21 protein-coding genes are annotated in these 24,843 nt (G+C 71.6%); 6 read left to right on the plus strand and 15 right to left on the minus strand.

The annotated features are described in order from the left end of the window. Positions 1 to 74 precede the first annotated feature (74 nt). Positions 75 to 263: a hypothetical protein gene (locus tag OO63_RS23755; protein ID WP_030361606.1), complete on the plus strand. Its 189-nt coding sequence runs from the start codon at positions 75 to 77 to the stop codon at positions 261 to 263. A gap of 141 nt (positions 264 to 404) precedes the next feature. On the opposite strand, the gene OO63_RS23760 is transcribed toward OO63_RS23755, so the two are convergent. Continuing rightward, complete coding sequence (locus OO63_RS23760; protein WP_030361605.1) at positions 405 to 1,259, minus strand: helix-turn-helix domain-containing protein; 855 nt, start codon at positions 1,257 to 1,259, stop codon at positions 405 to 407. Positions 1,260 to 1,275: 16 nt separating this feature from the next. Further along, entirely contained in the window at positions 1,276 to 2,028 is a 753-nt protein-coding gene (locus OO63_RS23765; RefSeq protein WP_030361604.1) for a DUF6879 family protein, read from the minus strand. 804 nt (positions 2,029 to 2,832) lie between these two features. Here OO63_RS23765 and OO63_RS23775 point away from each other — a divergent pair. After that, positions 2,833 to 3,609, plus strand: a complete 777-nt coding sequence (locus OO63_RS23775; RefSeq protein WP_030361602.1) for a polysaccharide deacetylase family protein — start codon at positions 2,833 to 2,835, stop codon at positions 3,607 to 3,609. Positions 3,610 to 3,631: 22 nt separating this feature from the next. Here OO63_RS23775 and OO63_RS23780 read toward each other — a convergent pair whose 3' ends face one another. From OO63_RS23780 to OO63_RS23790, 3 genes are all read right to left on the minus strand, one after another. Further along, on the minus strand, positions 3,632 to 4,030 hold the full coding sequence (locus tag OO63_RS23780; RefSeq protein WP_030361601.1) for a VOC family protein: 399 nt from the start codon (positions 4,028 to 4,030) through the stop codon (positions 3,632 to 3,634). Beyond that, on the minus strand, positions 4,027 to 4,560 hold the full coding sequence (locus tag OO63_RS23785) for a cupin domain-containing protein (protein ID WP_030361600.1): 534 nt from the start codon (positions 4,558 to 4,560) through the stop codon (positions 4,027 to 4,029). Before OO63_RS23785 ends, OO63_RS23780 begins: the two co-directional genes overlap by 4 nt. A gap of 264 nt (positions 4,561 to 4,824) precedes the next feature. Then, on the minus strand, positions 4,825 to 7,431 hold the full coding sequence (locus OO63_RS23790) for a bifunctional FO biosynthesis protein CofGH (RefSeq protein WP_031192692.1): 2,607 nt from the start codon (positions 7,429 to 7,431) through the stop codon (positions 4,825 to 4,827). Positions 7,432 to 7,682: 251 nt separating this feature from the next. Between OO63_RS23790 and OO63_RS23795 the strand changes: the two genes are divergently transcribed. The 4 genes from OO63_RS23795 to OO63_RS23810 all read left to right on the plus strand — a co-directional run bounded on the left by OO63_RS23795 (position 7,683) and on the right by OO63_RS23810 (position 11,390). Beyond that, positions 7,683 to 9,200, plus strand: coding sequence for a CehA/McbA family metallohydrolase (locus OO63_RS23795; RefSeq protein ID WP_030361598.1), 1,518 nt, complete (start codon positions 7,683 to 7,685; stop codon positions 9,198 to 9,200). Beyond that, positions 9,197 to 9,502, plus strand: a complete 306-nt coding sequence (locus OO63_RS46905) for a hypothetical protein (protein ID WP_051811123.1) — start codon at positions 9,197 to 9,199, stop codon at positions 9,500 to 9,502. Before OO63_RS23795 ends, OO63_RS46905 begins: the two co-directional genes overlap by 4 nt. A gap of 91 nt (positions 9,503 to 9,593) precedes the next feature. Next, on the plus strand, positions 9,594 to 10,817 hold the full coding sequence (locus OO63_RS23805; RefSeq protein ID WP_051811124.1) for an MFS transporter: 1,224 nt from the start codon (positions 9,594 to 9,596) through the stop codon (positions 10,815 to 10,817). Positions 10,818 to 10,838: 21 nt separating this feature from the next. Continuing rightward, on the plus strand, positions 10,839 to 11,390 hold the full coding sequence (locus OO63_RS23810; protein ID WP_030361595.1) for a dihydrofolate reductase family protein: 552 nt from the start codon (positions 10,839 to 10,841) through the stop codon (positions 11,388 to 11,390). A gap of 24 nt (positions 11,391 to 11,414) precedes the next feature. On the opposite strand, the gene OO63_RS23815 is transcribed toward OO63_RS23810, so the two are convergent. The 10 genes from OO63_RS23815 to OO63_RS23860 all read right to left on the minus strand — a co-directional run bounded on the left by OO63_RS23815 (position 11,415) and on the right by OO63_RS23860 (position 24,703). Beyond that, entirely contained in the window at positions 11,415 to 12,299 is an 885-nt protein-coding gene (locus OO63_RS23815) for a hypothetical protein (protein WP_030361594.1), read from the minus strand. Between the two features lie 52 nt (positions 12,300 to 12,351). Continuing rightward, positions 12,352 to 12,999: an NADPH-dependent F420 reductase gene (locus tag OO63_RS23820; RefSeq protein ID WP_030361593.1), complete on the minus strand. Its 648-nt coding sequence runs from the start codon at positions 12,997 to 12,999 to the stop codon at positions 12,352 to 12,354. Positions 13,000 to 13,095: 96 nt separating this feature from the next. After that, entirely contained in the window at positions 13,096 to 15,900 is a 2,805-nt protein-coding gene (locus OO63_RS23825; RefSeq protein ID WP_051811125.1) for a hypothetical protein, read from the minus strand. Further along, the gene (locus OO63_RS23830; RefSeq protein ID WP_030361591.1) at positions 15,897 to 16,766 is read right to left on the minus strand and encodes a DUF4132 domain-containing protein; all 870 of its coding nucleotides are present in this window, start codon (positions 16,764 to 16,766) and stop codon (positions 15,897 to 15,899) included. Before OO63_RS23830 ends, OO63_RS23825 begins: the two co-directional genes overlap by 4 nt. A 199-nt stretch (positions 16,767 to 16,965) precedes the next feature. Continuing rightward, complete coding sequence (locus OO63_RS23835) at positions 16,966 to 18,516, minus strand: aldehyde dehydrogenase family protein (protein WP_051811126.1); 1,551 nt, start codon at positions 18,514 to 18,516, stop codon at positions 16,966 to 16,968. A gap of 29 nt (positions 18,517 to 18,545) precedes the next feature. Then, on the minus strand, positions 18,546 to 20,279 hold the full coding sequence (locus OO63_RS23840) for an N-acyl-D-amino-acid deacylase family protein (protein WP_030361589.1): 1,734 nt from the start codon (positions 20,277 to 20,279) through the stop codon (positions 18,546 to 18,548). Between the two features lie 155 nt (positions 20,280 to 20,434). After that, complete coding sequence (locus OO63_RS23845) at positions 20,435 to 21,556, minus strand: LLM class flavin-dependent oxidoreductase (RefSeq protein ID WP_078619319.1); 1,122 nt, start codon at positions 21,554 to 21,556, stop codon at positions 20,435 to 20,437. Between the two features lie 112 nt (positions 21,557 to 21,668). Further along, entirely contained in the window at positions 21,669 to 22,457 is a 789-nt protein-coding gene (locus OO63_RS23850) for an SDR family NAD(P)-dependent oxidoreductase (protein WP_030361587.1), read from the minus strand. Between the two features lie 9 nt (positions 22,458 to 22,466). Then, the gene (locus tag OO63_RS23855) at positions 22,467 to 23,420 is read right to left on the minus strand and encodes an LLM class F420-dependent oxidoreductase (RefSeq protein WP_030361586.1); all 954 of its coding nucleotides are present in this window, start codon (positions 23,418 to 23,420) and stop codon (positions 22,467 to 22,469) included. Between the two features lie 5 nt (positions 23,421 to 23,425). Next, positions 23,426 to 24,703, minus strand: coding sequence for an amidohydrolase family protein (locus OO63_RS23860; RefSeq protein ID WP_051811127.1), 1,278 nt, complete (start codon positions 24,701 to 24,703; stop codon positions 23,426 to 23,428). Between the last annotated feature and the right edge of the window lie 140 nt (positions 24,704 to 24,843).

The following is a 24,843-nucleotide window of genomic DNA, read 5'->3' on the forward strand; positions in this document are numbered from 1 at the left end:
CAAACACAGGTTCTGCCCTAGCTCCTCAGCAGAGTCGCGAGGCAGCTTCGACGAACGCCCTCTTTGCTTGGGCGATGCTCATCGTGCTGTCTCAGATCGTCCTTGCCAGCATTCCCGTCTCAGTGTTGCTTGCGATGACGCGGCTCAAGACAGAGCGCCCCTCAGTCCGACTTGGGTTCGTCGCTCTGGGCCTCGCGGTGACGGTGCTGTTCCTGCTCGCAGCCCAGACGCAGGGAGTGAGCGGGGCTAGCGTCAGCGACTGAACGTCGGAGAATAGTCCGCCGTGAGGGTATCTCTCAGGGTTGGAGAGATACCCTCACACTGGATGTGCTGAGTCCGTGCCCTCCAGGCGTACGTGAGGGCCTTGGCCTGTGAGGTGGGAGGACCCGCAGCGAAGGTCGTTGTCACCGTGGTAGCGTCCGCCTGGCCGCGTTGATGATGTTGTGCGCGTCGGTGCCGTACACGGCGGACTTCTTGAGGGTGTCCCAGACGCGTAGGTAAATGACGATGCTGTCCGCGTCGTCGATCCACAACTCCGCGTGCCAGTCCTCAACAACCACGAGCCGTTGGTCGTAAACCCAGAAGCTGTTTCCTGGGAAGATCTTCAGCGAGGCATCAAAGGGGATGATGCCCAGATCGACGGTGTCCAGCCCAATGGCGCCGGCGAGATGGTGCAGTTGCGCCGACAGCACGGACGGTGGGCAGACGAGCGAGCGCAGCGCCCCTTCCCACATCATGATCCGGTACTTCCTGCCCGGCTGGTACAGACCCTCTTGCCGCTGAATCCGGGCGCGTACGGCGTCCTCGGTGTCTCGCTTGGTGCGCATGAGGTCGGCGTGCCGGACGAAGACGTGCCTCGCGTAGTCCGGGATCTGGAGCATCCCGGGAATGAGGCAGTTCTCCCAGATCGTAAGGACGCGGGACCTGTCGTGCTCGGGCGTGACGGCGTCCTGCACGGCCTTGTGTCCTGAGGCCAACTGGCGGCGCCATGATCGGATGTGGGACTCGAACCCCCGAAGCCTGGCCAGGAGTTCGTCGTAGGTATCAGGCTGACCGGTCCCCTGCGCCCACGCCCAGAGGTCTTCGGGAGTCGCCGTCTGCTTGCCGTTCTCCAGCTTGCTGACCTTGACCTTGGTCCAGCCGGACCCGATCCGGTCGGCGAGCTGGGTGCCGGTGAGTCGGCCCTCAGGGGCCCTGAGCCGAAGCTCTCGGAGCCGGACTCCAAGATCCTCGCGCGCCTTCTGATAGTCCGTCCCCACCGGTCACCTGCTTCTGCTACTCCTTCATGGTCAGCTGCGCCACGAAGTCCCCGTACGGGATGGCGTGGTGCTGCGCGATGTCACGCAGCCGGTTGTACTGGTTGACGCGTGCGGGCTCCGAGATCAGCTCAGCGCCGACCAGGTCGTCGTCCTCACCCCAGATACACAGGGCGACGATGTGCGAGTCGAAGATCCAGAAGTCCTCGTCCGGGAGGTTGGCGCGCTCAGCTTCCGCGCGCCACATGTTGCGGACGTCCTCACCGATTGCTGCGTTGTGCTCGGCATGCGCGAGAAGGTACCGCTGCCCCTCGGTCGGCGGGTCGTCGACGATACGGACGCGCCCGACGTAAGCGCCGTCCTGCGTCTTGGCACCGATGGTGCGGGCCCACGAGCCGTTCATGTCCCATGTCGGGGCCTCACCGCGAGTGAACTGAGCGTACGTGTCCGTTGCCTCGTCGACCGCGTAGCGTGTGCGCATCTCCAGGTGCCAGGCACTGTGCTGGAAGTTCTCGAAGAGCCGGGCGAACGTGTCCGGTGCGAGGATGCGCGGCTCTTCATCGCGGCTCTTCGGGCCGAAGTCGATCAGCGTGTTGCGCGGAACGACGATCGGGATCTCGTCTTCCTCGATGTGCTGGAGCTGCGCGAGAGTCTGGGGGTCAGTGACCCGTGGGCCGTGGATGATGATCTCACCCGAGTCCAGATCTTCGTGGATCGCGGGACAGGATCCACCACCGGAGCCGGTGCCGTTGAAGCGAAGTCGTCGCACCATGGTCTTTCCCTTGGCTGGGGGAATTGGTCTGCCCAGCATCACGGAGGACATTGCCCGGCGCACGGGATTCCGCTTCCTCTCGTGGATAACATCGCGCAACTCCGCCAGGGCGTCAAGAAACTTCGAGCAACCTCCATGGCGCCGCCTGACTTCCGGTCCCTACCGTCCAGTTCATGGCCACACCTGAAGTCGCAAGGCGAGGATGTCGTGAGTCATGAACGCGAGAGCGACGTATCCGATCAACGCCCTGGTCATGGACACTCAGCGCAACAAACTCGGCCGCGTCATGGGGCACTTCGGCACCTGCCTTCAGCTCCGTGCGCCCGGCGGCGGCCGCGAGTGGGACGCGGACCCCGACTGCGTCCGGACACCGACCCCGAACGAATGCCTCCACGCGGAAATCGTTGAGAAGTGCGCGCGTCCGGCGCCCGGGAGGCGGTCGCCGTGAGCAGGGCGGTGGTCCTGTCCCCCGAGTGCCAGTTGGGCGAGTGCGGACTCTGTCCCGGCAATGGCATCCCGATCTACGCGCCGGGGAACCGGCGTCCCGGCGAGAAGCCTTTGTGGATCATCCGTTGTGATCACGCTTGCCGGCACCCCGGTGAGGCGGCGATCCCTCCCCGCATACGCGGGGAGATCGAGCCAACCCGTACGGTTCCGGCCGCTGTCCGTCGTGAGTTGTCCGCGTAGTTCCTCGGAATTGTCCGTGATCTGTAACAGCGGGATCCTCCGCCCCGCGTGCCTCATCCTGCCTGGTGGTCGGGGAGCGACCGGGTCGCACTGAGGGACTTCGCGAAGGGGCGGGCAATGGCACGGCACAGCGGCGGGCGGGGCTGGTACGGCAAGATCGTGGGGGCGGCGCTCGGAGTGGTGCTGCTCGCCACCGGTGCGTCCGTGTGGACCGCGCAGGCCGGTGCCACGGACGAGCCGTCGCCGCGGAAGCCGAGTGTGCCGAGTGTGCCGAGCGGCAAGCTGAAGCCGGTCGAGGACACGATCGTGCACGCCTCCGACGCGGGCAAGCGCGGCGTGAACATCACCATCGACGACGGCCCCGACCCCAAGTGGACCCCGCAGATGCTGGACCTGCTGCGGCAGTACAAGGTCAAGGCCACGTTCTGCATGGTCGGCACGCAGGCGCAGGCCCACCCCGACCTCGTCAAGAAGGTCGTCGCCGCCGGGCACCGGCTGTGCGACCACTCGGTGTCCCACAACACCGCCATGGACAAGGAGTCCGCCGCCTACCGGAAGAAGCAGATCCTCGACGCCGAGCGCATGATCACCAAGGCGTCCGGTGGCGTACGGCCGATGTACTACCGGGCGCCCGGCGGCGCCTTCACCCCCGACAGCCGCAAGCTCGCCGCCTCCCGTGGCATGCGCCCGCTCGGCTGGAACGTGGACAGCAAGGACTTCGAACTCCCCGGTACGAACGCCATCGTCTCCACCGTCCAGCGGGAGCTCGCCAACGGCCCGACGGTGCTGTTCCACGACGCGGGCGGCGAGCGCGGCCAGACCGTCGAGGCGTTGCGTCAGCTCCTGCCCTGGATGAAGCAGCAGGGGTACTCGTTCGGGTTCCCGGTGCGTTGAGGTCCCGTGGCCCCAGCCACGTTCAGCCCCAGGTGCGTTCGCACAGGACCAGGCGGTAGCCGTCCGGGTCCTCGACCGTCACCCCGTACTCGTCCCAGTAGGGGTTGTGCGCGGCCACGCGCGTTCCGCCGTTGGCCGTCAGGCGGGTCACCAACTCCTCGTCCACCGGGGCCCCGAGGTACACCACGAACAGGTCGTCCACCGTCGGGGTCGGGTCCAGCGGGGCCTCGGGGTCGTTCGTCAGCTCGAAGTGCCAGGTGCCTCCGCGCGGGCCGACCATGACGAGGTCGTGCTTGCCGGGCACGCGCTCGGTGGTCCGCCACAGGACGTCGAGGCCGAGGCCGTCCACGTAGAAGCGTTCGGCGGCCGCGATGTCGCGGGAGGGGCGGGCCACGCGGATGTGGGTGGTGGGGGTGATCACTTCGCGGCCTCCGCCTTCGCCGACTCCAGCGCCGCACGCCACACCGGGCTGTCCACGTAGTGGTTGTCGAAGCGCTCCGACGACTCCGCGATCTCCTTCGGGTCCGCCTCGCCGCGCAGCACCCGGCCGAGCAGACGCAGATAGTCGAAGCGGTCCATGCCCGGCGTGAACACGAACATGACGTCCGCCTCGCAACCGGGGGCCGCGGCGAAGGCGTGCGGGGTGTGCGGCGGCACCGCCAGGAAGTCGCCCGCGTTCAGGACGGTGACCTCCTCGCCGACGAGGACCTGGAGCGAGCCGCTGATGACGAAGAAGAGTTCCGTCGCCTTGGTGTGGAAGTGGGCCGGCGCGCCCACCGCGCCCGTCGCGAAGGTCGACCGGTAGCTCGTGAAGCCGCCGGTGCCGGACGACTCGCCGAGCAGGGTCATGACGCTGCTCGGGTCGGCGCAGGTCTCGGCCTCCGCGCTGCGGGTCAGGAGGGCGTTGCCCCTGGTGGTCGTGGTCTCGTTCGCGTTCTTGTCCGTGTTCATGACCATGACTCTATGCGCCGGAGTGACCCTTCAGAGAGGTCACTTGGCGGGCAGAATCATGGGTCAATTCACGGTCTGTCGCCACCTCCGACGCGGACATCAGCGTCGGGCGGCCGGGCGGGAGAGAGCCCGTCGTGGGGGTCCCCCCTGCTCCTTAAGAGCTTGGGGGAGATTGAGGACGAGGCGCGGAGCGCCGATACAGGGGTGGGCTGTCCCACCCGAACGGGACACCCACCCCGGGCGGTCCAGACGCCCCCGCCAGGCCTATGCGTCGAGCACCGGCAGCAGCTCCGGCAGATGCCCGTCCGACGCCGCGGCCGCGCGCACGCGCTCCTCGGGCACCTCCCCGTACAACGTGGTCCGGGGCCGCGAAGGCCGCCCCGCCGCCTCCGCGATGGAGACGAGGTCGGCCACCGACCGGTAGGAGCCGTAACTGGAGCCCGCCATCCGGGAGATGGTCTCCTCCATCAGCGTGCCGCCGAGGTCGTTCGCCCCGGAACGCAGCATCTCCGCGGCCCCCTCCGCCCCGAGCTTCACCCAGCTGGTCTGGATGTGGGGGATGTGAGGGTGGAGCAGGAGCCGGGCCATGGCCGTCACCGCGCGGTTGTCGCGGGTGGTGGGTCCTGGCCGGGCGATCCCGGCGAGGTAGACCGGGGCGTTGGTGTGGATGAAGGGGAGCGTCACGAACTCCGTGAAGCCGCCGGTCTCCTGCTGGATCGCGGCGAGCGTACGGAAGTGCCCGAGCCAGTGGCGCGGCTGGTCCACATGGCCGTACATCATCGTGGAGGAGGAGCGCAGGCCCAGCTCGTGAGCCGTCTTCACGACCTCGATCCACGTCGCGGCCGGCAGCTTGCCCTTCGTGAGGATCCAGCGGACCTCGTCGTCGAGGATCTCGGCGGCCGTGCCGGGGATGGAGTCGAGGCCCGACTCCTTGGCGCGGCTCAGCCACTCACGTATCGAAAGCCCCGTGCGCGTCGCGCCGTTGACGACCTCCATCGGCGAGAAGGCGTGCACGTGGATGCCGGGCACGCGCTCCTTCACGGCGCGGGCGATGTCGAAGTACGCCGTGCCGGGCAGGTCCGGGTGGATGCCGCCCTGCATGCACACCTCGACCGCGCCGACGTCCCAGGCCTGCGCGGCGCGGTCGGCGACCTGGTCCAGGGAGAGGGTGTAGGCGTCCGCGTCGGTGCGGCGCTGGGCGAAGGCGCAGAAGCGGCAGCCCGTGTAGCAGACGTTGGTGAAGTTGATGTTCCGCGTGACGATGTACGTGACGTCGTCGCCGACGACGGACTTGCGGACGTCGTCGGCGACGGAGCAGAGGGCGTCCAGGGCGGGGCCGTCCGCGTGCAGGAGGGCGAGGGCCTCGTCGTCCGTCAACCGAGTGGGGTCGTCGGCGGCCGTGGCGAGGGCGGCGCGGACGTCGCCGTCGATGCGGGAGGGCACCATGCCGGGCGCGGCCTGCTCGCGCAGCGCCTCCCAGTCGCCGTACACCTCGTCGAAGTCGTCGCGCCGGTCGGCGGTCCGGCCCGTGGTGTCGATGGTGCGGTGCAGGTCGGTGCGGCCCGATGACGCCACGTACCCCTCGTCGGGCTCCTGCCAGGGCAGGCCGCGGACCTCGGCGTCCGGGTTCGCGAGCCCCGTCTCGGGGTCGGCGAGGGCGCGCACGTGCGGAAGGAGCCGGGGGTCGAGCCACGGCTCGCCGCGGCGCACGAACTCCGGGTACACGCACAGCCGTTCCGCGAGCCGGAAGCCCTCCGCCTCGGACCGCGCCGCCAGCTCCTCGATCCGCGGCCAGGGCTTCTCGGGGTTGACGTGGTCGATGGTGATCGGCGAGACCCCGCCCCAGTCGTCGATCCCGGCGCGGATGAGGCGCCCGTACTCCCCGTCGACGAGGTTCGGCGGAGCCTGGATGCAGCCGGCGGGGCCCATGATGTGCCGGGCCACGGCGACCGTCGCCACCAGGTCGTCCATCTCGGCGTCCGGCGTCCCGCGCATCGCCGTGTCCGGCTTGGCGCGGAAGTTCTGGATGATCAGCTCCTGCACGCCGTGGTAGGACCGGGCCACCCTGCGCAGCGCGAACAGCGACTCGGCCCGCTCCTCGTACGTCTCCCCGATGCCGATGAGCAGCCCGCTGGTGAACGGCACGGACGAACGGCCCGCGTCCTCAAGAACCCGCAGGCGCACGGCGGGCTCCTTGTCCGGTGAGCCGTGGTGCGGCCCGCCCGGCTCGCTCCACAGCCGCTCCGCCGTCGTCTCCAGCATCATCCCCATGCTGGGCGCGACCGGCTTGAGACGCTGGAAGTCGGTCCAGCTCATGACCCCGGGGTTGAGGTGCGGAAGCAGGCCGGTCTCCTCCAGGATCCGGATGGAGATGGCCCGTACGTACGCGATCGTGTCGTCGTACCCCGCCGCCTCCAGCCACTCCCGGGCCTCGGGCCAGCGGTCCTCCGGCTTGTCGCCGAGCGTGATGAGGGCTTCCTTGCAGCCAAGGTCGGCGCCCCGGCGCGCGATGTCGAGGACCTCGTCGGGCGACATGAACATCCCGTGCCCGTCCCGGCGCAGCTTCCCGGGGACGGTCACGAACGTGCAGTAGTGGCACTTGTCCCGGCACAGCCGCGTCAGCGGGATGAACACGCTCTTCGAGTACGTGATGACGCCCGCGCGTCCCTCGGCCGCGAGCCCCGCGTCCCGCACCCGCCCCGCCGAAGCGGCCAGGTCCTCCAGGTCCGCCCCCCGCGCCTGGAGGAGCACCGCGGCCTCCGCCACGTCGAGGGCGACCCCGTCCCTGGCTCGGCGGAGCGCCCGCCGCATGGCGTTGGCGGTGGGCCGGGCCGCTGCCCGGTCGGGATCCTGCGGGGCGCTGTTGGTCATGCCACCGAGCATACGAGCGGCATCCGACAGCCAGTGGGGCCGGTGGCCGGAACACCGGGGCACCGCGCGGGGCCGCCACCCCGGCACCGCCCCCCACGGCCCGTCCCGACGACTGCGCGCAACCCCCCGACCCTCTTCCCTTACAAGGGAGTTCACGGCTCAATACCAGAGTTGCACGCACCACCCGCGCCACGCAGTCACCGTCGGGCACCGCTCGACGCCGTCGACGCCGACCTCTGGGGAGCCGCAGCATGTGCGAGGACGAAAGCCACCTGAACAGACGCGCGCTGCTCGTGACGGGGGCGGCCACCGCCCTTACGTTGGGCAGTGTGACCTTCGCCAGCAGCGCCGGCGCCGAGGAACGGCGGACCGGCAAGGAGACGAAGACGGTCAAGGGCACGCTGCCCACCGGCTCGCCCGACTTCGTGTATCTGCCGGTCGAGATCCCGCGCGGGGTCCAGCAGATCCACGTCTCGTACACCTACGAGAGGGTGACGGTGCCGCCCGGGACCGTCGGCAACGCCCTCGACATCGGCATCTTCGACGAGCGCGGCACGGCCCTCGGGGGGAAGGGGTTCCGTGGGTGGTCGGGCGGGGCTCGCACGGAGTTCTTCATCCGGGCCGACGACGCGACGCCCGGCTACATCCCGGGGCCCGTGCGCGCCGGGACCTGGAACATCGCCCTCGGGCCCTACACCGTGGCCCCGCAGGGCCTGCCGTACGAGGTGACCATCACCCTCACGTACGGAGCGCCCGGGAGCACGCCGAAGCCGAAGTACCCGCCGGAGCGCGCCAAGGGGCGCGGCCGCGCCTGGTACCGGGGCGACTGCCATCTGCACACCTGGTACTCCGACGGCCGCCGCACGCCCGCCGAGATCGGCGCCCTCGCCCGCGCCGCCGGGCTCGACTTCATCAACTCCTCCGAGCACAACACCCAGTCCGCGCACGCCCACTGGTCCGAGGTCGCGGGTGACGACCTGCTCGTCCTGCTCGGCGAGGAGATCACCACCCGCAACGGCCACGTCCTCGCCCTCGGCACCGACCCCGGGACCTTCGTCGACTGGCGCTACCGCGCCCGCGACAACCGCTTCGGCCACTACGCCCGCCAGATCCGCCGCTCCGGCGGCCTGGTCGTGCCCGCGCACCCGCACGCCACCTGCGTCGGCTGCAACTGGAAGTTCGGCTTCGGTGAGGCCGACGCGGTCGAGGTGTGGAACGGCGCGTTCTCGCCGGAGGACGAGGTGGCGATCTCCGAGTGGGACAACGCGCTCGTCGCCGCCGCGCGGGGCGGCCGCCGCTGGACCCCGGCGATGGGCAACAGCGACGCCCACCGCGACCCCGACCCCGTCGGCCGCCCCCAGACCGTCGTCCTCGCCGACGACCTGACCCGCGAGGCCATCCAGGAGGGCATCCGCGCGGGCCGCTCCTACCTCACGGAGTCCAAGGCCATCGAGCTGACCTTCGGCGCGTCCGGCGGCAAGGGGCGGCACGCGGGCATCGGCGAGCGGCTGCGCGTCGACGCCGACGACCCGGTGACGGTCAGGCTCGACGTGAAGGGCGTGCCCGGCTGCACGATCCGGTTCATCACGGACCAGGGCGTGCTGTTCACCAGCCCGGTGATTCCCGAGTCGGGGACGGGGTCCGCTCAGTGGCGCACGACGGCCTCGTACGCGGCGTACGTCCGCGCGGAGGTGCGGGGGGCGGCGGTGGCGCCGCCGCTCCCGGGGCCGATGAAGGCGCTCACGAATCCGATCTTCCTGGGGCGTTGAGCGACGCGGGGGCGGCCCTCGTCGCGCTCGTCGCGGCGGCCGCGGGGCCTTCGGCCGCCGCCGGGGTCGCCCCCGCTCCGCCGTCCACCGTGCGGGTCGCCCGGGAGCCCGGCGGCTCGGGCGGGCCGTCCGGCCGGGAGAACCTGCTGTCGCTGCGCCGTGAGGACCTGGACGCGCGGTATCCGGGGTTGCTGGAGGCGGTGCTCGCGGGGTCCCGGGCGGACGAGGGGCTCTCGACGAGCGCGACGGGCTCGACCGGCGCGACGGGCGCGACGGGCTCCACCGGCTCCACCGGCGCGTAAACGGCCTCGCCGGTCTGCCGGGCGAACGGCTAGGCTCCCTCATATGAGCCGACGACGACATTGACCTTCACGAAGCACGGCGGGTGGCCGTCTGACGGCGGCCCTGTACGCGTACTCCTTCCTGGACGACTGCGTCCTGCTCTACCCCGTGTACGCGCTCCTGTTCAGCGACGCGGACCTCTCCGTCACGCAGATCTCGTCCCTCTTCGTCCTCTGGTCCCTGACCGGCATCCTTCTTGAGGTCCCCTCCGGAGCCCTGGCCGACGCGGTCTCCCGCCGCCTGCTCCTGTGGACCGGCCCCCTCCTCACCGCCGCGGGCTTCGCCCTGTGGGTCCTCGCCCCCTCGTACTGGACGTTCGCACTCGGCTTCGTGCTGTGGGGAGCGAAGGGGGCCTTCGGCTCCGGCGCGCTGGAGGCCCTCGTGTACGAGGATTTGGCGCACCTGGACGCGGCGGACAGCTACGCCCGGGTCATGGGCCGCGCCCGCGCGGCCTCCCTCGCGGGCGTGATGACGGCGACGGCCCTGGCGGGCCCGGCCCTGGCGGTGGGCGGGTACGGCCTGGTGGGCGCGGCGAGCGTGGCGGCCTGCGTGCTGACGGCGGGGGTGGCCTTGGGGTTGCCGGAGCATCGGGGGGCAGGGGCTGGGGGCGAGGGCGACGGCGGCGGTGCGGGCTGGTGGGGTGCCCTGCGGGCCGGTGTCGCCGAGGCCAGGGGCGACCGGGCGGTGCGCGGGGCGCTGCTGCTCGTACCGGCGGTGACGGCGGTGTGGGGCGCGCTGGACGAGTACACGCCGCTGCTCGTGCGGGAGGCGGGGGCGGGGGACGCGGAGGTGCCGTGGTGGCTGCTCGTGATCTGGGTGGGGGCGACGGTGGGCAGCCTGCTCGCGGGGGCGGTGCGGGGCGTGGGCGCGGGGGGCCTCGCGGGGCTCCTCGCGGGCGCGGGCCTGGCGCTGGCGGCGGGCACGGCACTCCCGCCGCACGGGCTCCCGCTCCCGGCGGGCATCACCCTCGTCGCCCTGGCCTTCTGCGCCTTCCAGCTCACCACGGTCCTGGCCGACGCCCGCCTCCAGGCATCCGTCAGGCGCCCGAGCCGGGCGACGGTGACGTCCCTGGCGGGCGCGGCGACGGAGCTGACGACGGTGGCGGTGTACGCGACGTACGGCCTCCTGGCCCCGCAGACGTCCCACGGCACGACGTTCGCGCTGTTCGCGACACCGTACGTACTGACGGCCCTGGCGATGAGAAAGCGCCGCCGCGGCAGTCACCACTACGGACCCTGCCGACACGACCGGCGCGACGACACCACACCTGACTAGCCCAGGGAGAAGGCGGCCCCCATGCGCGACTTGATCATCACCCAGAACATCACGCTGGACGGCGTCATCGACGCGACGGACGGCTGGTTCGACCCGGCGAGCGACGACGCGGACCAGTCGGACCTCAACGAAGCCCTGCACGAGCAGGCGGCAGCGGCGGACGCGTTCCTGGTCGGCCGGGTGACGTTCGAGGACATGCGCGGCTACTGGCCGCAGCAGACGAACGACACGACAGGCGTCACCGACTACCTGAACAAGGTCCAGAAGTACGTGGTCTCCACGACCCTGCGGGACCCCCGCTGGGCCAACACCACCATCCTCGCCGGCGACCTGAAGGAGGAGATCACCACCCTCAAGTCCCAGCCCGGCAAGGACATCGTCACCACGGGCAGCATCCGCCTGACCCACGCCCTCATCGAGTCCGACCTGGTCGACGAGTTCCGCCTCTTCGTCTACCCCGTCGTCCTGGGCCACGGCGCCCGCCTCTTCGACCGCCACAAGGCGAGTCTCCACCTGGTGGAGACCCGCCCCTTCACGTCCGGCGTGGCCCTGCTGCGCTACCGCGTGGCGTGACCCACCCCGGAGCACCGAGACCGGTCACCCCTCGACGAACAACTCCTCGGCGGCCACCACCGTCAACGACCGGTCGAACCAGACCCCGAGGGTGTCGAGGTCGTCGCACCCGACGACCTGCTGCCGCACATGCTCGGGCACCTCGATGCCCCTCCGTTGAAGGACCCTCAGCACGGCCTCCGCGCGCTCTTCCGCACGACCCTCCGTACGCCCCTCGTCACGGAGCTTCATCGCCCTCTCCGAGCGGAAAAATGCAGTGTCGACGGCCATCAGTTCCCTCCAGATTTTGAGGGCCGGACTGTTGGCCAGGCCCTGTTCGGTCAGTTCGGAGAAGATGTCCGCGTCTTCTCGGTCGATGGTCCTCAGGGCGTCGGCCAGTGCACTCAGTATGGCACCGGCATTCGCGTCCTTACCATGTGTGATCGCGGACAGGGTGGCGAGCGGAATGTCCGATGCGGCGGCCCGTGCGTCGGTGATGACCGGGACGTTGTGGGGGCCGAGGACGAGGGGGCGGATCGTGAGCATGGGCCAGTGGACCGGGCCGATGCTGAAGGGACCCGCGGCCCAGACTGCCGTCGACTTCTCCTGGCAGGTGACGAGCAGGACGGTCGGGAGCCGGTACTTCGCGTGCAGGTAGGAGGTGTAATAGGCCCAGCTGGCGGGCTTCGTGTCCTCCTTGCGGCTCTGGGCCTCGACGGCCACGAGACAGCTCCCCTGCTTCTCCGTGTCGAAGCGCAGCAGCGTGTCCACCCGCCGCTCAAGGGGAGCCGTCTCGGTCAGGTCGTTGGGTAACAGGGACACCGCGATCGGTTCCGGGAACGGTAGGTCGAGTGCCCGGAACGCGCGGCCGAAGACGCCGGGCTCCTTCTGGAAGATGCGGTGCATCGCTTCGTGGGATGAACTCACCATGTGCGGAACGCTAGGGGGAGTTCGGCACATGCCTGTGGAATATGGCCGTGCGTCACTCGGTCGAGCGGTGCGGCACCACCTGGAGGCCGAAGTCGTAGGAGCCGAGTGCTCCCGCTATGCCCATGAAGAGGAGTGCGAAGTGTTCCTGGCCGCGGGCGGTTTCGATGCCGCCCAGGTCCAGGTGGGCGGACTCGGGCCAGCCGAGGTCGGTGAGGAGGGTGGCCGTCGTCTGCTTGGCCTGGGGGTCGTTGCCCGAGAGGAAGACGGTGGAGGGGCCCGTCAGGTCGCCGGGGGCCGTCATGACGATGGCGTCCATCGTGGAGAAGGTCTTGACCACCCGGGCCTCGGGGAACGCCTCCTGGATCTCCTCGCCGAGGGACACCCCGGGGTGCGAGAGGGCCAGGCCGTGCGGCTCCTCGGTGAAGCCGACGGCTATGTCGATGAGCAGCTTGCCCGCGAGGGCCGCGGCGCCCGCCGTGCGGAGGGTGGCCACCGACTCCGTCCCGGGGGTCGCGTTCACCACGGCCTCCCCGTGCTCCGCCGCCGCCGCGAGCCCGACGACCGGCACGCCCAGCTCCTTGGCCAGGTCCTCCTTCGCCGCGGGGTCGCGGGAGCCGAGCACGACGTCGTGGCCGGCCGCGGCCCAGGCCTTGGCGAGGGCGCGGCCGACGTTTCCTGTTCCGATCAGTGCTATTCGCATGGTGGGGACGGTAGTTGGGGCGGCACAGCGGTCGTATCGGTCGTGGGGACCAAGGGGTGGCCGTCCCCGGGACTAGGGCGGAAGGTCCGTACGGCGTCAGGCGGCCCGGGTCAGCCGGGTCAGGAGCCGCTCCCCGCGGGCGGCCAGGTCCGCGGCCGCCCGGACGCAGCCTGCTACGCCGCGGGCGAGCAACGGGTGCCCGACGTCGGGGAGCAGCTTGCCGACGGCGGTGCGCAGGGCCTCCTCGGAGGTGGCCGCGGCGGCGAGGAGGTCGCGTACGGCGTCCTCGGTGAGTCGTCGCAGCCCCGCCGATCCCGCGGGGTCGCGCGGGGCGAGGAAGTGCCAGAACGCGGGCGGCGGTATGAGCCGCGTCCCCGCGGCCATCGCGTCGGGCTCCGTGGAGGTCCAGCCGTCGTTCTTCAACTCGGCGTGCCAGTACGGCTCCCCGGTCTCGGCGTCGCGGGCGACCACCGGGTCGTACCGGCCGACGCCGCCGCTGAGCACCAGCCGCCGGTCCGCCCCCGGTAGGTCGAGCACGCCCCAGACGGCGGTGCTCCCGGATCCGTCGAGCACGCCGTGGACCCCGTCGACCCGGTGGTAGCGGACCTGCCCGGTCACCTCGTCCTGGGCGACCCGCAGGCCGACCCGCCTGCCGTCGCTGCCCAGCGGTGACTCCTTCACGCCGTACGGAAGGGGCGCCAGGGAGGAGGACGTGAAGTGCCAGCGTTCGTGCTCGCCGAGGTGGGACGGGTCGAAGAAGTCGGGCAGGGCCGCGCCGGGGGCGGCGAGGTCGCCCGTCGTCAGGTCGATGCGGCGCACCCGTGGCTCGCCCGCGTCCTCGGTGAGCCACCAGAAGTCCCCGCCGTCGTGGAACATGTGGCCGTTCGGCCCGACCCGCTCCTCGCGGGGGTCGAGGACCCGGTGGCCCATGAACCTGCGTCCGCTCGGCGCCATGAACGTGTACCCGGGCCGCGCCGGTTCGTGGTGGAGCGACTCCCAGAGCCCCGGCCGCACGTCGAACAGCTCGTCCGGCGCGTCCGACCAGTAGTGGCTCTGCCTGCCGTTGACGTAGTGGAGGACGAGGAACTGGCCGTCGGAGAAGTACGCGTGGGGGGTGTGGTCGAAGCGGGAGGCCTCGCTCGGCACCCGCAGGCGGTGTTCCGCGATCCGGCCGCCGGGGTCGATCGCGACGGCCTTGCCGCGGTCGTGGACGGTCAGGACGGGCCAGCTCGCCCGGCACCAGAACCTGCCGCCCTTCATCTCGGCGGCGGCCTCGTCCAGCGCGGCCCAGCCCAGCTCGTCCAGGATGCCCGCGCGCAGCGTGCGGGCCAGCGGTGTCACCAGGTCGAGCCCCGTGAGGCGGGCGGCCAGGTCGGGCCTGTCGGTCAGCATGTCCGACCGGAGGTTGTCCTCCAGCCAGCGCAGCGCGTGGCCGGCGGCCGTCAGTCCACCGGACCGCGCCCGCAGGACGTTGCCGTCGACGATCTCCCGCAGGACCGGCCGCAGGGCCTGCCTCCCCCACAGCCCACGGAACTCCTCGTGGTCGTAGGCACCCTGCGGGACGGACCGGGCGAGGACAGGACCGAACCGTTCGTCCGCGAGCAGCGCCCGCAGCCCCGCGTCGTCGAACCCCTCCCAGTTCCGCAGCTCCGCCCCCGGCCCCGGGTCCGCCACCGGCACCCCCGCCTCCAGGCAGCTCACCAGCGCCACGGCGTCGATCCCGCAGTAGTCCCCGGGCGCCCCGGAACCGAACCGCACCGGCGCCCCGCCGTCGGGGATCCGGTCCGCCAACAGGCCGGGCAGGCACAGCAGTTCCCCGGGCACGGCCGGAGCCGAGGCGTCGCCGTACCGGCACAGCAGCGCGGACAGCCACTTGCCCGCGGCCCCGGCCCCCGCCCCGCCACCCAGCCCGTCCAGCGCCCCCGTCTCCACGAGCAGGCCGCACCACCAGGCGTCCAGATCCGACGGCGGTACGTCGACCAGCCGCCACAGCAGCCGCTGTCGCAGCACCGCCGACGCGGTGACCGCCGGCACGAGGAGCTTGCGCTGCGTCGTCCAGAAGGTGTCCGCCGCCCGCCACAGGGCGGGTGTGTCCACCAAGTCCTCCAGGACCAGGCGGTGTTCGGTGGTGACGTCGAGGCCCGCGGACTTGGCGAGCCTGCCGAGCTGCTTGAGCATCTCGGGCCAGGGCGGGAGCCCGCCCGTGGTCCTGCGCACGGCGAGATCCCGCAGCTCGCGGTAAGCCGCCAGCGGGTCGGGCCCTTGGGCCAGCTCCGCCACGTACGCCTTGATGTCCTTGGCCGAGAGGGCCCCCGCCAGCGCGAACTCCAGGAACACCGCGCGCCGCCGGGCCGGGTCGGCGCCCGCGGTGGTGTGCCGGTCGGCGGCCCGCGCCCTGCCGAACATCAGCGCGCCCTGCTTGTCCCGTCCGGCGGCGACGAACATCCGGCCGACCTCCTCCCAGTACAGGGGGAGGTGGTCGAGCGGCAGCGTCGCCGCGATCCGCTGGAAGTCGTCGAGGGCGGGTCCTGGGCGCCGCCCGACCAGGCGTCCGGCGCGCGCCATCTCGACGCCCGCCGTCAGCGCGGCCTCGGCGTGCGCGGGGTCGTGGACCAGCGCCCAGGCGGGATAGCGCAGTTCGGGGAGGTGTCCGGCCGCCACGGGGTCCCCCGCGTCGGGCGCGGCATAGCCGAGGTCGGCCAGGAGCCGGTCCTCGACCGGGGCGAGGGGCCGCGCGGTCAGCCGGACCACGGGGCGTGCGCCCAGGTAGGGGTGGCCGTACCGCCGGGCGGTGATGTCCTCGCCGCCGGGGGTTCCAGGCGGGGCGAGGCCCGCCGCAAGGGCTGCCGCCGACCCGCCGCCGTCGCTCTGTACGCCCCGTGTCTGCATGTCCCGCGTCATCGCTCTTCGTTCTCCCGTGCGTCCAGCTCGCCGTACACCAGTTCCGCCATCCGTCGGCCCTCGGACCAGGCCACCGGCCCCACCTCACCGACCGGCAGCGGCCGTTCCGCCCCGTCGACCCAGAGCAGCCGCCCGGCCTCCCCGGACCCCCCGGTCTCCTCGCTCCCCAGCCAGCACCGCACCTCGACCGCGGCGCCCCGCTCTCTCACCCCCAGGACCGCGAACCCGCCCCGCACCGCGAACCCGTGCTCCACGGCCCGCCTCCGCGCGGCCCCGGCCACCGCCGCGTACGCGTACGCGCCCCCGGACACCTCCACCCCGACGCCCTCGGGCCCCCGCCCGGCCCGCCGCCGGTGCACCCGCCGGTCCACCTGCTCGACCCCCTGGGCACCCCCGTGCCCGGCCAGCAGCAGCCGCCACCCGTCCGGATCGTCGAGCAGCACCGGATGCACGAGCGTCACCGCGGCCCCGGCCGACGCCTCGTACAGCGTGCCGTCCGCCTCTCTGGCGCTCACCCGCCCGCCCCCGGACACGTCGTCGAGCAGCCCGAGCCGCCCTTCGACCCGCACGACCAGGTGCCGCAGGCAGGCGCGCCAGCCGGTGTCGTCCCACACGCGGGCGAGGAGCGGGCCGGGCACCGGCGCGTCGCCGAGCAGCCAGGACTCGACGGTGGCCCGGCACTCCCGCTCGTGCCGGAGCACCTGCTCCCGCAGCGCCTCGAAGCGCTCACCGACAGGGCTTTCGCGCACGGCGGCGGGCACGGATCTCAGGACCTTGCCGCCGTGCTTCCGGCATCTCAGGTCCGTCCCGTCCAGTGCCAGCTCATGGCCCTGATGCGCGTGCACCCACGCGAGTGGAGTCGTCATGCGGCCGACTATGACATCCCCCACTGACAATGCCCCGGCCGCCCCGGTGCGGGTCAACTCACCAGGCGATGCTGGCAAGTTGACCCGTAAGGGATCTACGCAGATATCACGTAGGGGATGTGGAGGACACCCCGGAAGGGGCGCGCCTCCGCGGGCAACGCGCACCCCGCGAGTGGCACGCGCACCCCGCCGGGGGCCCTCACCCCGCCCACACCACCGCCTGCGTCTCGCTGTACGCGTGCAGGGCGTACGACCCGCAGTCGCGCCCCACCCCGCTCTGCTTGAAGCCGCCGAAGGGGGCCTCCATGTTACGGCCGATGGTGTTCACGCCGACGCCGCCCGCGCGCAGCCGGGCCGCGACGCGGAAGGCGCGGGCCGTGTCGGCCGACCAGACGTAGTCGATGAGGCCGTAGTCGCTGTCGTCGGCGAGGGCGACGGCGGTGTCCTCGACGGACTCGGCGGACCCGGCCGTCCCGCCCGTGCCGTCGAAGGGCACGACCACGACGACGGGCCCGAAGATCTCCTCGCGGACCACCCGCATCTCGGGCGCGCAGTCGGCCAGGAGCGCCGGGGCCACGTAGAAACCCTTGTCGAGGCCGGGCCCCGGACGCTCGCCGCCGACCACGACCCGCGCGCCCTCCTTGCGCCCCAACTCCACGTAGGACTCCACGCGTTCGCGGTGCGCGGCCGAGATGAGCGGTCCGACGACCGTGTCCCGGTCGCGCGGGTCGCCCACCTTCAGGTGGCCCGCGTACCGGACGAGCCGCTCCACCAGCGGCTCGTACACCTCCCGTTGGACGAGGACCCGCGTGGGCGCCGTGCAGATCTGCCCGCTGTAGAACGAGAAGGTCGTGCCGATGCCCGCGGCCGCCGCATCCAGGTCGGCGTCCGCGAAGACGATCGCGGCGCCCTTCCCGCCCAACTCCATGAGCTGGCGTTTCATGCCGCGCCCGCACACCTCGCCGATGCGCTGCCCGATCGCCGTGGAGCCGGTGAAGCTCACCATGTCGACGTCCGGCGAGTCGACGGCGGCCTCGCCCACGTCCACGGAGGTGCCGGAGACGACGTTGACGACGCCAGGCGGGGCGCCCGCCTCCTCCAGGGCAGCCGCGAGACGGTAGACGGACAGCGGGTCCTGGGGCGCGGGCTTGACGAGGACGGTGTTGCCCATGGCCAGAGCCGGGGCGACCTTGCCCGCCGGGTTCGCCCAGGGGTTGTTGTAGGAGGTGATGCAGGTGACCACGCCGACGGGGCGGCGCACGGCGACGGCGCCGAGTGCCGCGGCGCGGCCGAGCGGGCCCGCCTCGTTGATCTGGGGCGGGATGCCGGTCTCGACGGGTTCGAGGGCGCCGCGCGCGTACCGCCGGAAGCGGGCCACGGCCACCGCCACCTGCATGCCGCGCGCGGTCGCCGTGGTCGCGCCGGTCTCCGCGCGGGCCAGCTCCACGTGGCTCGCGAAGTCGCGTTGCAGCAGGTCGGCGGTCCGGTCGAGGATGGCGGCGCGCTCCTGCGGCGACGTACGCGACCACGTCCCGAAGGCCTCCCGGGCAGCCGCGGCGGCCTGCCACACCTGGGCGCGGCTCGCCTCCGGGGCGAGGCCGACGACGTCCTCGGTCGCCGGGTCGATCACTTCGTGGTGCCCGCCGTCCGGCTCGACCCACTCGCCGCCGACGAAGAGCCGCTGCGGACCCCCGGCCGGACCAGCCGAACCAACCCGACCAGCCGAACCGACCCGACCGGCCGAACCCACCCGACCGGCCGGACCCGCCTCGCCCCCGCTCACCTCGTGCTCACCGTCCTGGTGTCGCGCCCGGACCGCAGCACCGTCCCCGGCACCGCCCCGGTCACCACGTCGTCGCGGATCACCTCGACGCCGTTGACCCACACGGCGTTCACGCCGATCGCCTTGGAGTCGAGGCGTGGGCTGTCGCCGGGCAGGTCGTGCACGAGGGTGGCCTTGCCCGCGTCGATCCGCTCGGGGTCGAAGAGGACGAGGTCGGCGTGGAAGCCCTCGGCGACGCGGCCGCGCTCGCGCAGGCCGAACAGGCGCGCCGGGTCGTCGGTGAGCATCTTCACGGCCTGCTCAAGGCCGACCAGCTTCCGGCCGCGCAGACAGTCCCCGAGGAAACGCGTGGTGTACGGGGCGCCGCACATGCGGTCCAGGTGGGCGCCCGCGTCGGAGCCGCCGAGCAGGACGTCCTCGTGGGCCCAGGTCTCGGCGCGCAGGGCCCAGGAGTCCGGGTCGTTGTCGGTCGGCATGGGCCACAGGACCGTGCGCATCCGGTCGTTGGCGCAGATCTCGACGATGCACTCGAAGGGCTCCTGGCCCCGCTCGGCGGCGATGTCCCGCACCACCCGCCCGGTCAGGCCCTCGTTCTCGGCGGAGTAGGTGTCCCCGATGACGTACCGCCCGAAGTGCGTGAGGCGGCGGAAGACCCCGGCCTCCTTGCTGCCCGCGCGCCGCAGCATCTCCGCGCGGACGTCCGGGTCGCGGAGCTTCGCGATGCGCTCGGGTACGGGCAGGCCGAGGACGTCGCCCCAGCCGGGGATGAGGTTGAGCGCGCAGAACGTGCCGAGCGACATGTTCATGGGCGTGAGGATGGGCATGGTGAGGGCGACGACGCGGCCGCCCGCCTTGCGGGCGCATTCGCTGGGGACCAGCTGGCGCGGGACCCGCTCGGGCACGGCGGCGTCGATGGTGAGGACGTTCCAGTTCAGGGGCCGGCCGGCTGCCGCGCTCATCTCCACGAACAGGTCGATCTCGGCGTCGTCGAACTGGTCGAGGCACCCGGCGACGATCGCCTCGAGCTGCGTGCCCTCGTGGTCGGCGACGGCCCGCGACAGGGCGAGCAGTTCGTCGGGCCCGGCGTGCCGCGATGCCACCGGCTGCCCGTCCCCGTCGGAGTGCGTGGACGACTGCGTGGTGGAGAGCCCCCAGGCGCCCGCGTCCATCGCCTCGTGGAACAGCGCGAGCATCCGCTCCAGCTGCTCGGCCGACGGCTGCCCGCCGACGGCGTCGGCCCCCATGACGTACCGCCGCAGCGCGCAGTGCCCCACCATGAACCCGGCGTTGACGGCGATGCGTCCCTCAAGCGCGTCCAGGTACTCCCCGAAGGAGTGCCACGACCAGGGCGCCCCCTCCTCCAGGGCGACCAGGGACATCCCCTCGACCTTGGACATCATCCGCCGCGTGTAGTCGGCGTCCTCGGGCCGGTCCGGGTGCAGCGGGGCCAGCGTGAAACCGCAGTTCCCGCCCGCGACGGTCGTCACGCCGTGGTTCAGGGACGGCGTCGCGTACGGGTCCCAGAAGAGCTGCGCGTCGTAGTGGGTGTGCGGATCGACGAACCCGGGCGCGAGGACCAGGCCGTGGGCCTCTTCCTGGGTACGGGCCTCCTCCGTGACGGAGGCCGCGACGACGGCGATGCGACCGTCCCTGATCCCGACGTCGGCGACGCGGGCAGCGCCCCCCGTCCCGTCGACGACGGTCACCCCCTTGATGAGGTGGTCGAGCATGGCGAACTACCCCTTTCCTTGGGGCTTTCGGGCTCGCCGCGCGTCCGGGCGAGCAGTTTCGCTCACCGCGTGTCCGGGCGAGCAGTTTCAGCCCGTCCGGCGTTTGAGGACGAGCCCGAAGGGCGATCGGCGGCCACCACACCCCGGGGCGAGGCTCAGTCGGCAGCGTTCCGCATACGACTGGTCCGGTGGACAGGGTCGGTGTCGATCTTGGGGATGACATGCTCCCCGATCAGCCGGATGGTCCGCTTCGTGTCCTCGGGCGAGATCCCGATGGGCAGCCCGAACGACAGCTGATCGGCCCCGGCCTGCTCCCACCGCTTGCACTGCCGGGTCACCTCGTCCGGATCCCCGCAGATCATCAGCTCCTCGGCGATGAGCAGCTCGATGATCTCCTCGGTGTAGTCGGGAAGCACCTCGGGCCACTCGGGAATCCCCTCGGGCCGGGGGAAGGTGTCGTGGTAGCGGAACACCAGCGACTGCAGGTAGTTGAGCCCGCCGTTCACGGCGATCTCGACGGCCTTCTCGTGCGTCTCCGCGCAGATGGCCGTGGACGTCACCATGACGTTGTCGTTGACGAAGTCCCCGACGGGCTCGGCGTCCCGGATCGCGGTCTTGTACTGCTCCAGGACCCACTCCATGTCGGAGACCTTCTGCACGCTGAAGCCGAGGACCCCGAGCCCCTTCTTCGCGGCCATGGCGTACGAGGACGGGGACCCGGCGGCGTACCACATGGCCGGGTGCGAGGCGCCGTACGGCTTGGGGAAGACCTTGCGCGGCGGCAGCTGCCAGTGCTTGCCCTGGAACCCCTCGTACTCCTCCTGGAGCCACATCTTGGGGAACTCCGCGATGGTCTCCTCCCAGATCTCCTTGGTGTGGTTCATGTCGGTGATGCCCGGCAGGAAGCCGAGGATCTCGTGCGACCCGGCACCGCGCCCGCTGCCGAACTCGAAGCGGCCCTCCGACAGATGGTCGAGCATGGCGACCTTCTCGGCGACCTTGACCGGGTGGTTGACCTGGGCCAGGGGGTTGAAGATCCCCGAGCCGAGGTGGATCCGCTCCGTCGCGTGGGCGAGGTAGCCGAGGAAGACGTCGTTGGCGGAGAGGTGCGAGTACTCCTCCAGGAAGTGGTGCTCGGACGCCCAGGCGTACTTGAAGCCCGACGTGTCCGCCTCGATGACGTACTCGGTCTCCTCCATCAGCGCCTTGTGCTCGGCGAGAGGGTCGGTCTCGGCCCGCTTGCCCACGTATCCCTGTACAAAGAGCCCGAATTCCAAGGCGGTTCACCGTCCTCGTGAGTTTCTGACAGACCGTCAGATTCGCTGGTCCGACTGTTCCACCGCACCCCGGGAGCGTCAAGACCCGCACCCGCTCCCGCCTGACGATCCGTCAGAGAGTGCTGACCCCGGCGAGCCAGCCGCCGTCGATCACGAACGGCTGCCCGGTGATGTACGCCGAGTCCTCCGCCGCGGTGAGGAACAGCGCGAGCCGCGCCACCTCCTCGGCCCTGCCCACCCGGCCGAGCGGCACGAGCTTGCGGTACAGCGCGTCCAGGCCGCGCGAGGCCTTCGCCACGTCCGCGTCCGGGTCGAGGTGTGCCGGATTGCTCATGGCGGTGTCGATGGCTCCGGGGCAGATCGCGTTCACGCGGATGTGCCGCTTGGCCAGCTCCAGGGCGGCGACCCGGGTGAGGCCGATGACGGCGTGCTTGGTCGCGCTGTACGCCCCGATGTACGCCATGCCCGTCATCCCCGCGTACGAGGCGGTGTTGACGATCGAACCGCCGCCCGCCGCCGCGATCTCGGGCGCGGTCGCCTTGATACCTAGGAAGACGCCGGTCTGGTTGACGCGGACGATCCGCTCGAACTCCTCCAGGGGCGTCTTCACCAGCTCGTTGAAGCGCAGGATGCCCGCGTTGTTGACCAGGCCGTCGACCGCGCCGAAGGCGTCCTTGGTGGCGGTGACGGCGGCGGCCCAGTCCGCCTCCTCGCCGACGTCCAGGTGGACGTACCGGGCTCTTTCGTGACCCAGCTCCTTCGCCAAGGCCTCCCCCTGCTCGTCCAGGACATCGCCCACGACCACCCGCGCGCCCTCGGCGACGAAGAGCCGCGCCTCCTGCTCTCCCTGACCGCGCGCGCCACCCGTCACGATGACGACGCGCCCGTCCAGCTTCCCCATGCCGACCTCCTAGGTGGGCAGGTCCAGGTGCGGAGCGACCTCCGCGCCGAACGCCGCCATCTGATCGGTGAGTTCGGCGCGGCCCCGGCTGCGGAACCGCACCTGGATCTGGTCGACCCCCATCGCCGCGTACGCGCGCAGCGACTCCGCGAGGGCGTCGGGCTTCCCGCTGAGCGCCCGCCGCCCCACCGGCCAGGAGGGCTCGCCCACGTACAGCGGCTCGGTGATGGCCCCGATGGTGACGGGCGCCTCGACGCCCGCGTCGGCCCGCAGCCGCCGCAGCTTCGCGATCTGCGCGGGCAGCCGGTCGCGCGGGTCGCCCTGCGGCAGCCAGCCGTCGCCGCGGGTCGCGGCCCTGCGGACGGCGGCGGGCGAGGAGCCGCCGACCCAGATCGGCACCCGCTCCTGGGCGGGCCTGGGCCGCTGCCCGAGGTCCTCGAAGGCGAAGCGCTCGCCGTGGTGCTCGGGGAACTCCTCAGGACCGAGCGCGGCCCGCAGCGCGTCCACGGTCTCGTCGAGCAGCGGGCCGCGCCCCGCGAAGTCGGCGCCGAGGACGTCGAACTCCTCCGCCACGTGCCCGGCGCCGACACCGAGGATCAGGCGGCCGCCGCTGAGGTGGTCGAGGGTGGCGTAGCTCTTGGCGGTCAGGAGCGGGTGGCGCAGGCCGACGATCGCGACATGACTGAGCAGGCGGACGCGTTCGGTGACCCCGGCCAGGAAGGAGAGCGTGGCCACGGGGTCGTACCAGGTGGTGCCCATCGCGTCCGCGAGCCGCCGCGGGATGGCCACGTGGTCGCAGGCGGCGAGGTAGGCGAAGCCCGCGCGGTCGGCCGTGCGGGCGATCTCGACCAGGTCGCCGGGGTCCGCGTCGGCCTCCCACGGCTCGGCGAACACCGCGCTCTGGGCCTGCACCGGAAGCTGCATCCCGTACGCGAGCCGCCCCGCCGGGAAGTGCTCCGCCATGGCGGTCAGGCCCCCGGTCCCGGCCACAGGCCGTCCTTCGTGAGGCCGAGCAGGTCGATGGCGTTGCCGCGCACGATCCGCTCCACGACGTCCGGGGCCAGGTGCCCCATCTGCTCCTCGCCGACCTGGCGGGACTTGGGCCAGGTGGAGTCGGAGTGCGGGTAGTCGGTCTCGTACAGGACGTTGCCGACGCCGATCGCGTCGAGGTTGCGCAGGCCGAAGGCGTCGTCGAAGAAGCAGCCGAAGACGTGGTCGGCGAACAGCTCGGACGGCGGGCGGTGCACCTTGTCGGCGACGCCGCCCCAGCCCCGGTTCTCCTCCCAGACGACGTCGGCGCGCTCCAGGATGTAGGGGATCCAGCCGATCTGCCCCTCGGCGTACATCACGCGGACGTGGGGGAAGCGCTCGAACTTGCCGCTCATCAGCCAGTCGACCATCGAGAAGCAGCAGTTCGCGAACGTGATCGTGGAGCCGACGGCGGGTGGTGCATCGGCGGAGGTCGACGGCATCTTGCTGGACGACCCGATGTGCATCGCCACCACCGTGCCCGTCTCGTCACAGGCGGCGAGGAACGGGTCCCAGTAGTCCGTGTGGATCGAAGGAAGTCCGAGATGTGGCGGGATTTCCGAAAAGGCGACGGCCCGCACCCCGCGCGCCGCGTTGCGCCGCACCTCGGCGGCCGCAAGCTCGGCGTCCCAGAGGGGGATGAGGGTGAGCGGTATCAGCCGACCTTGCGCGGCGGGGCCGCACCACTCGTCCACCATCCAGTCGTTGTACGCCCGCACGGCGAGAAGCCCCAGGTCACGGTCGGGGGCCTCGGTGAACGTCTGGCCGCAGAAGCGCGGGAAGGTGGGGAAGCACAGGGCGGACTGGACGTGGTTGACGTCCATGTCGGCGAGGCGGTCGGGGACGCTGAAGGAGCCGCGCCGCATCTGCTCGTACGTGATCACTTCGAGCTTGATCTCGTCGCGGTCGTAGCCGACGGCGGTGTCGAGGCGGGTCAGCGGGCGGTGCAACTCCTCGTACACCCACCAGTCCCCTATGGGGCCATCATCCCCTTTCTCCCCCATCACAGGGGCGAACTTACCGCCCAAAAAGGTCATTTCCTTGAGGGGGGCGCGGACGATGCGGGGTCCTCGGTCCTGGTACTTCGCCGGGAGGCGGTCCCGCCAGACGTGCGGCGGCTCCACCGTGTGGTCGTCCACCGAGATGATCCTCGGGAACGGCGGCTCGGCGGGGGCGGTCTCCCGAGTGCTCTCCCTGGTGCTCTCCCTTGTCTCCATGAGCCTCACGGTAGCGCGCATCTGACGATCCGTCAGTTGTCCGGATTCAGTCACTGGTGCGGGAACCCTGTGAGAGCCGTCTCCCACGGCTGACGCATCCGCTCCGGACAAGGCAAACTGTGCACCGCAGCAAGCCGCAC

It is taken from the genome of Streptomyces alboflavus (assembly GCF_000716675.1).
GTDB lineage: Bacteria > Actinomycetota > Actinomycetes > Streptomycetales > Streptomycetaceae > Streptomyces > Streptomyces alboflavus.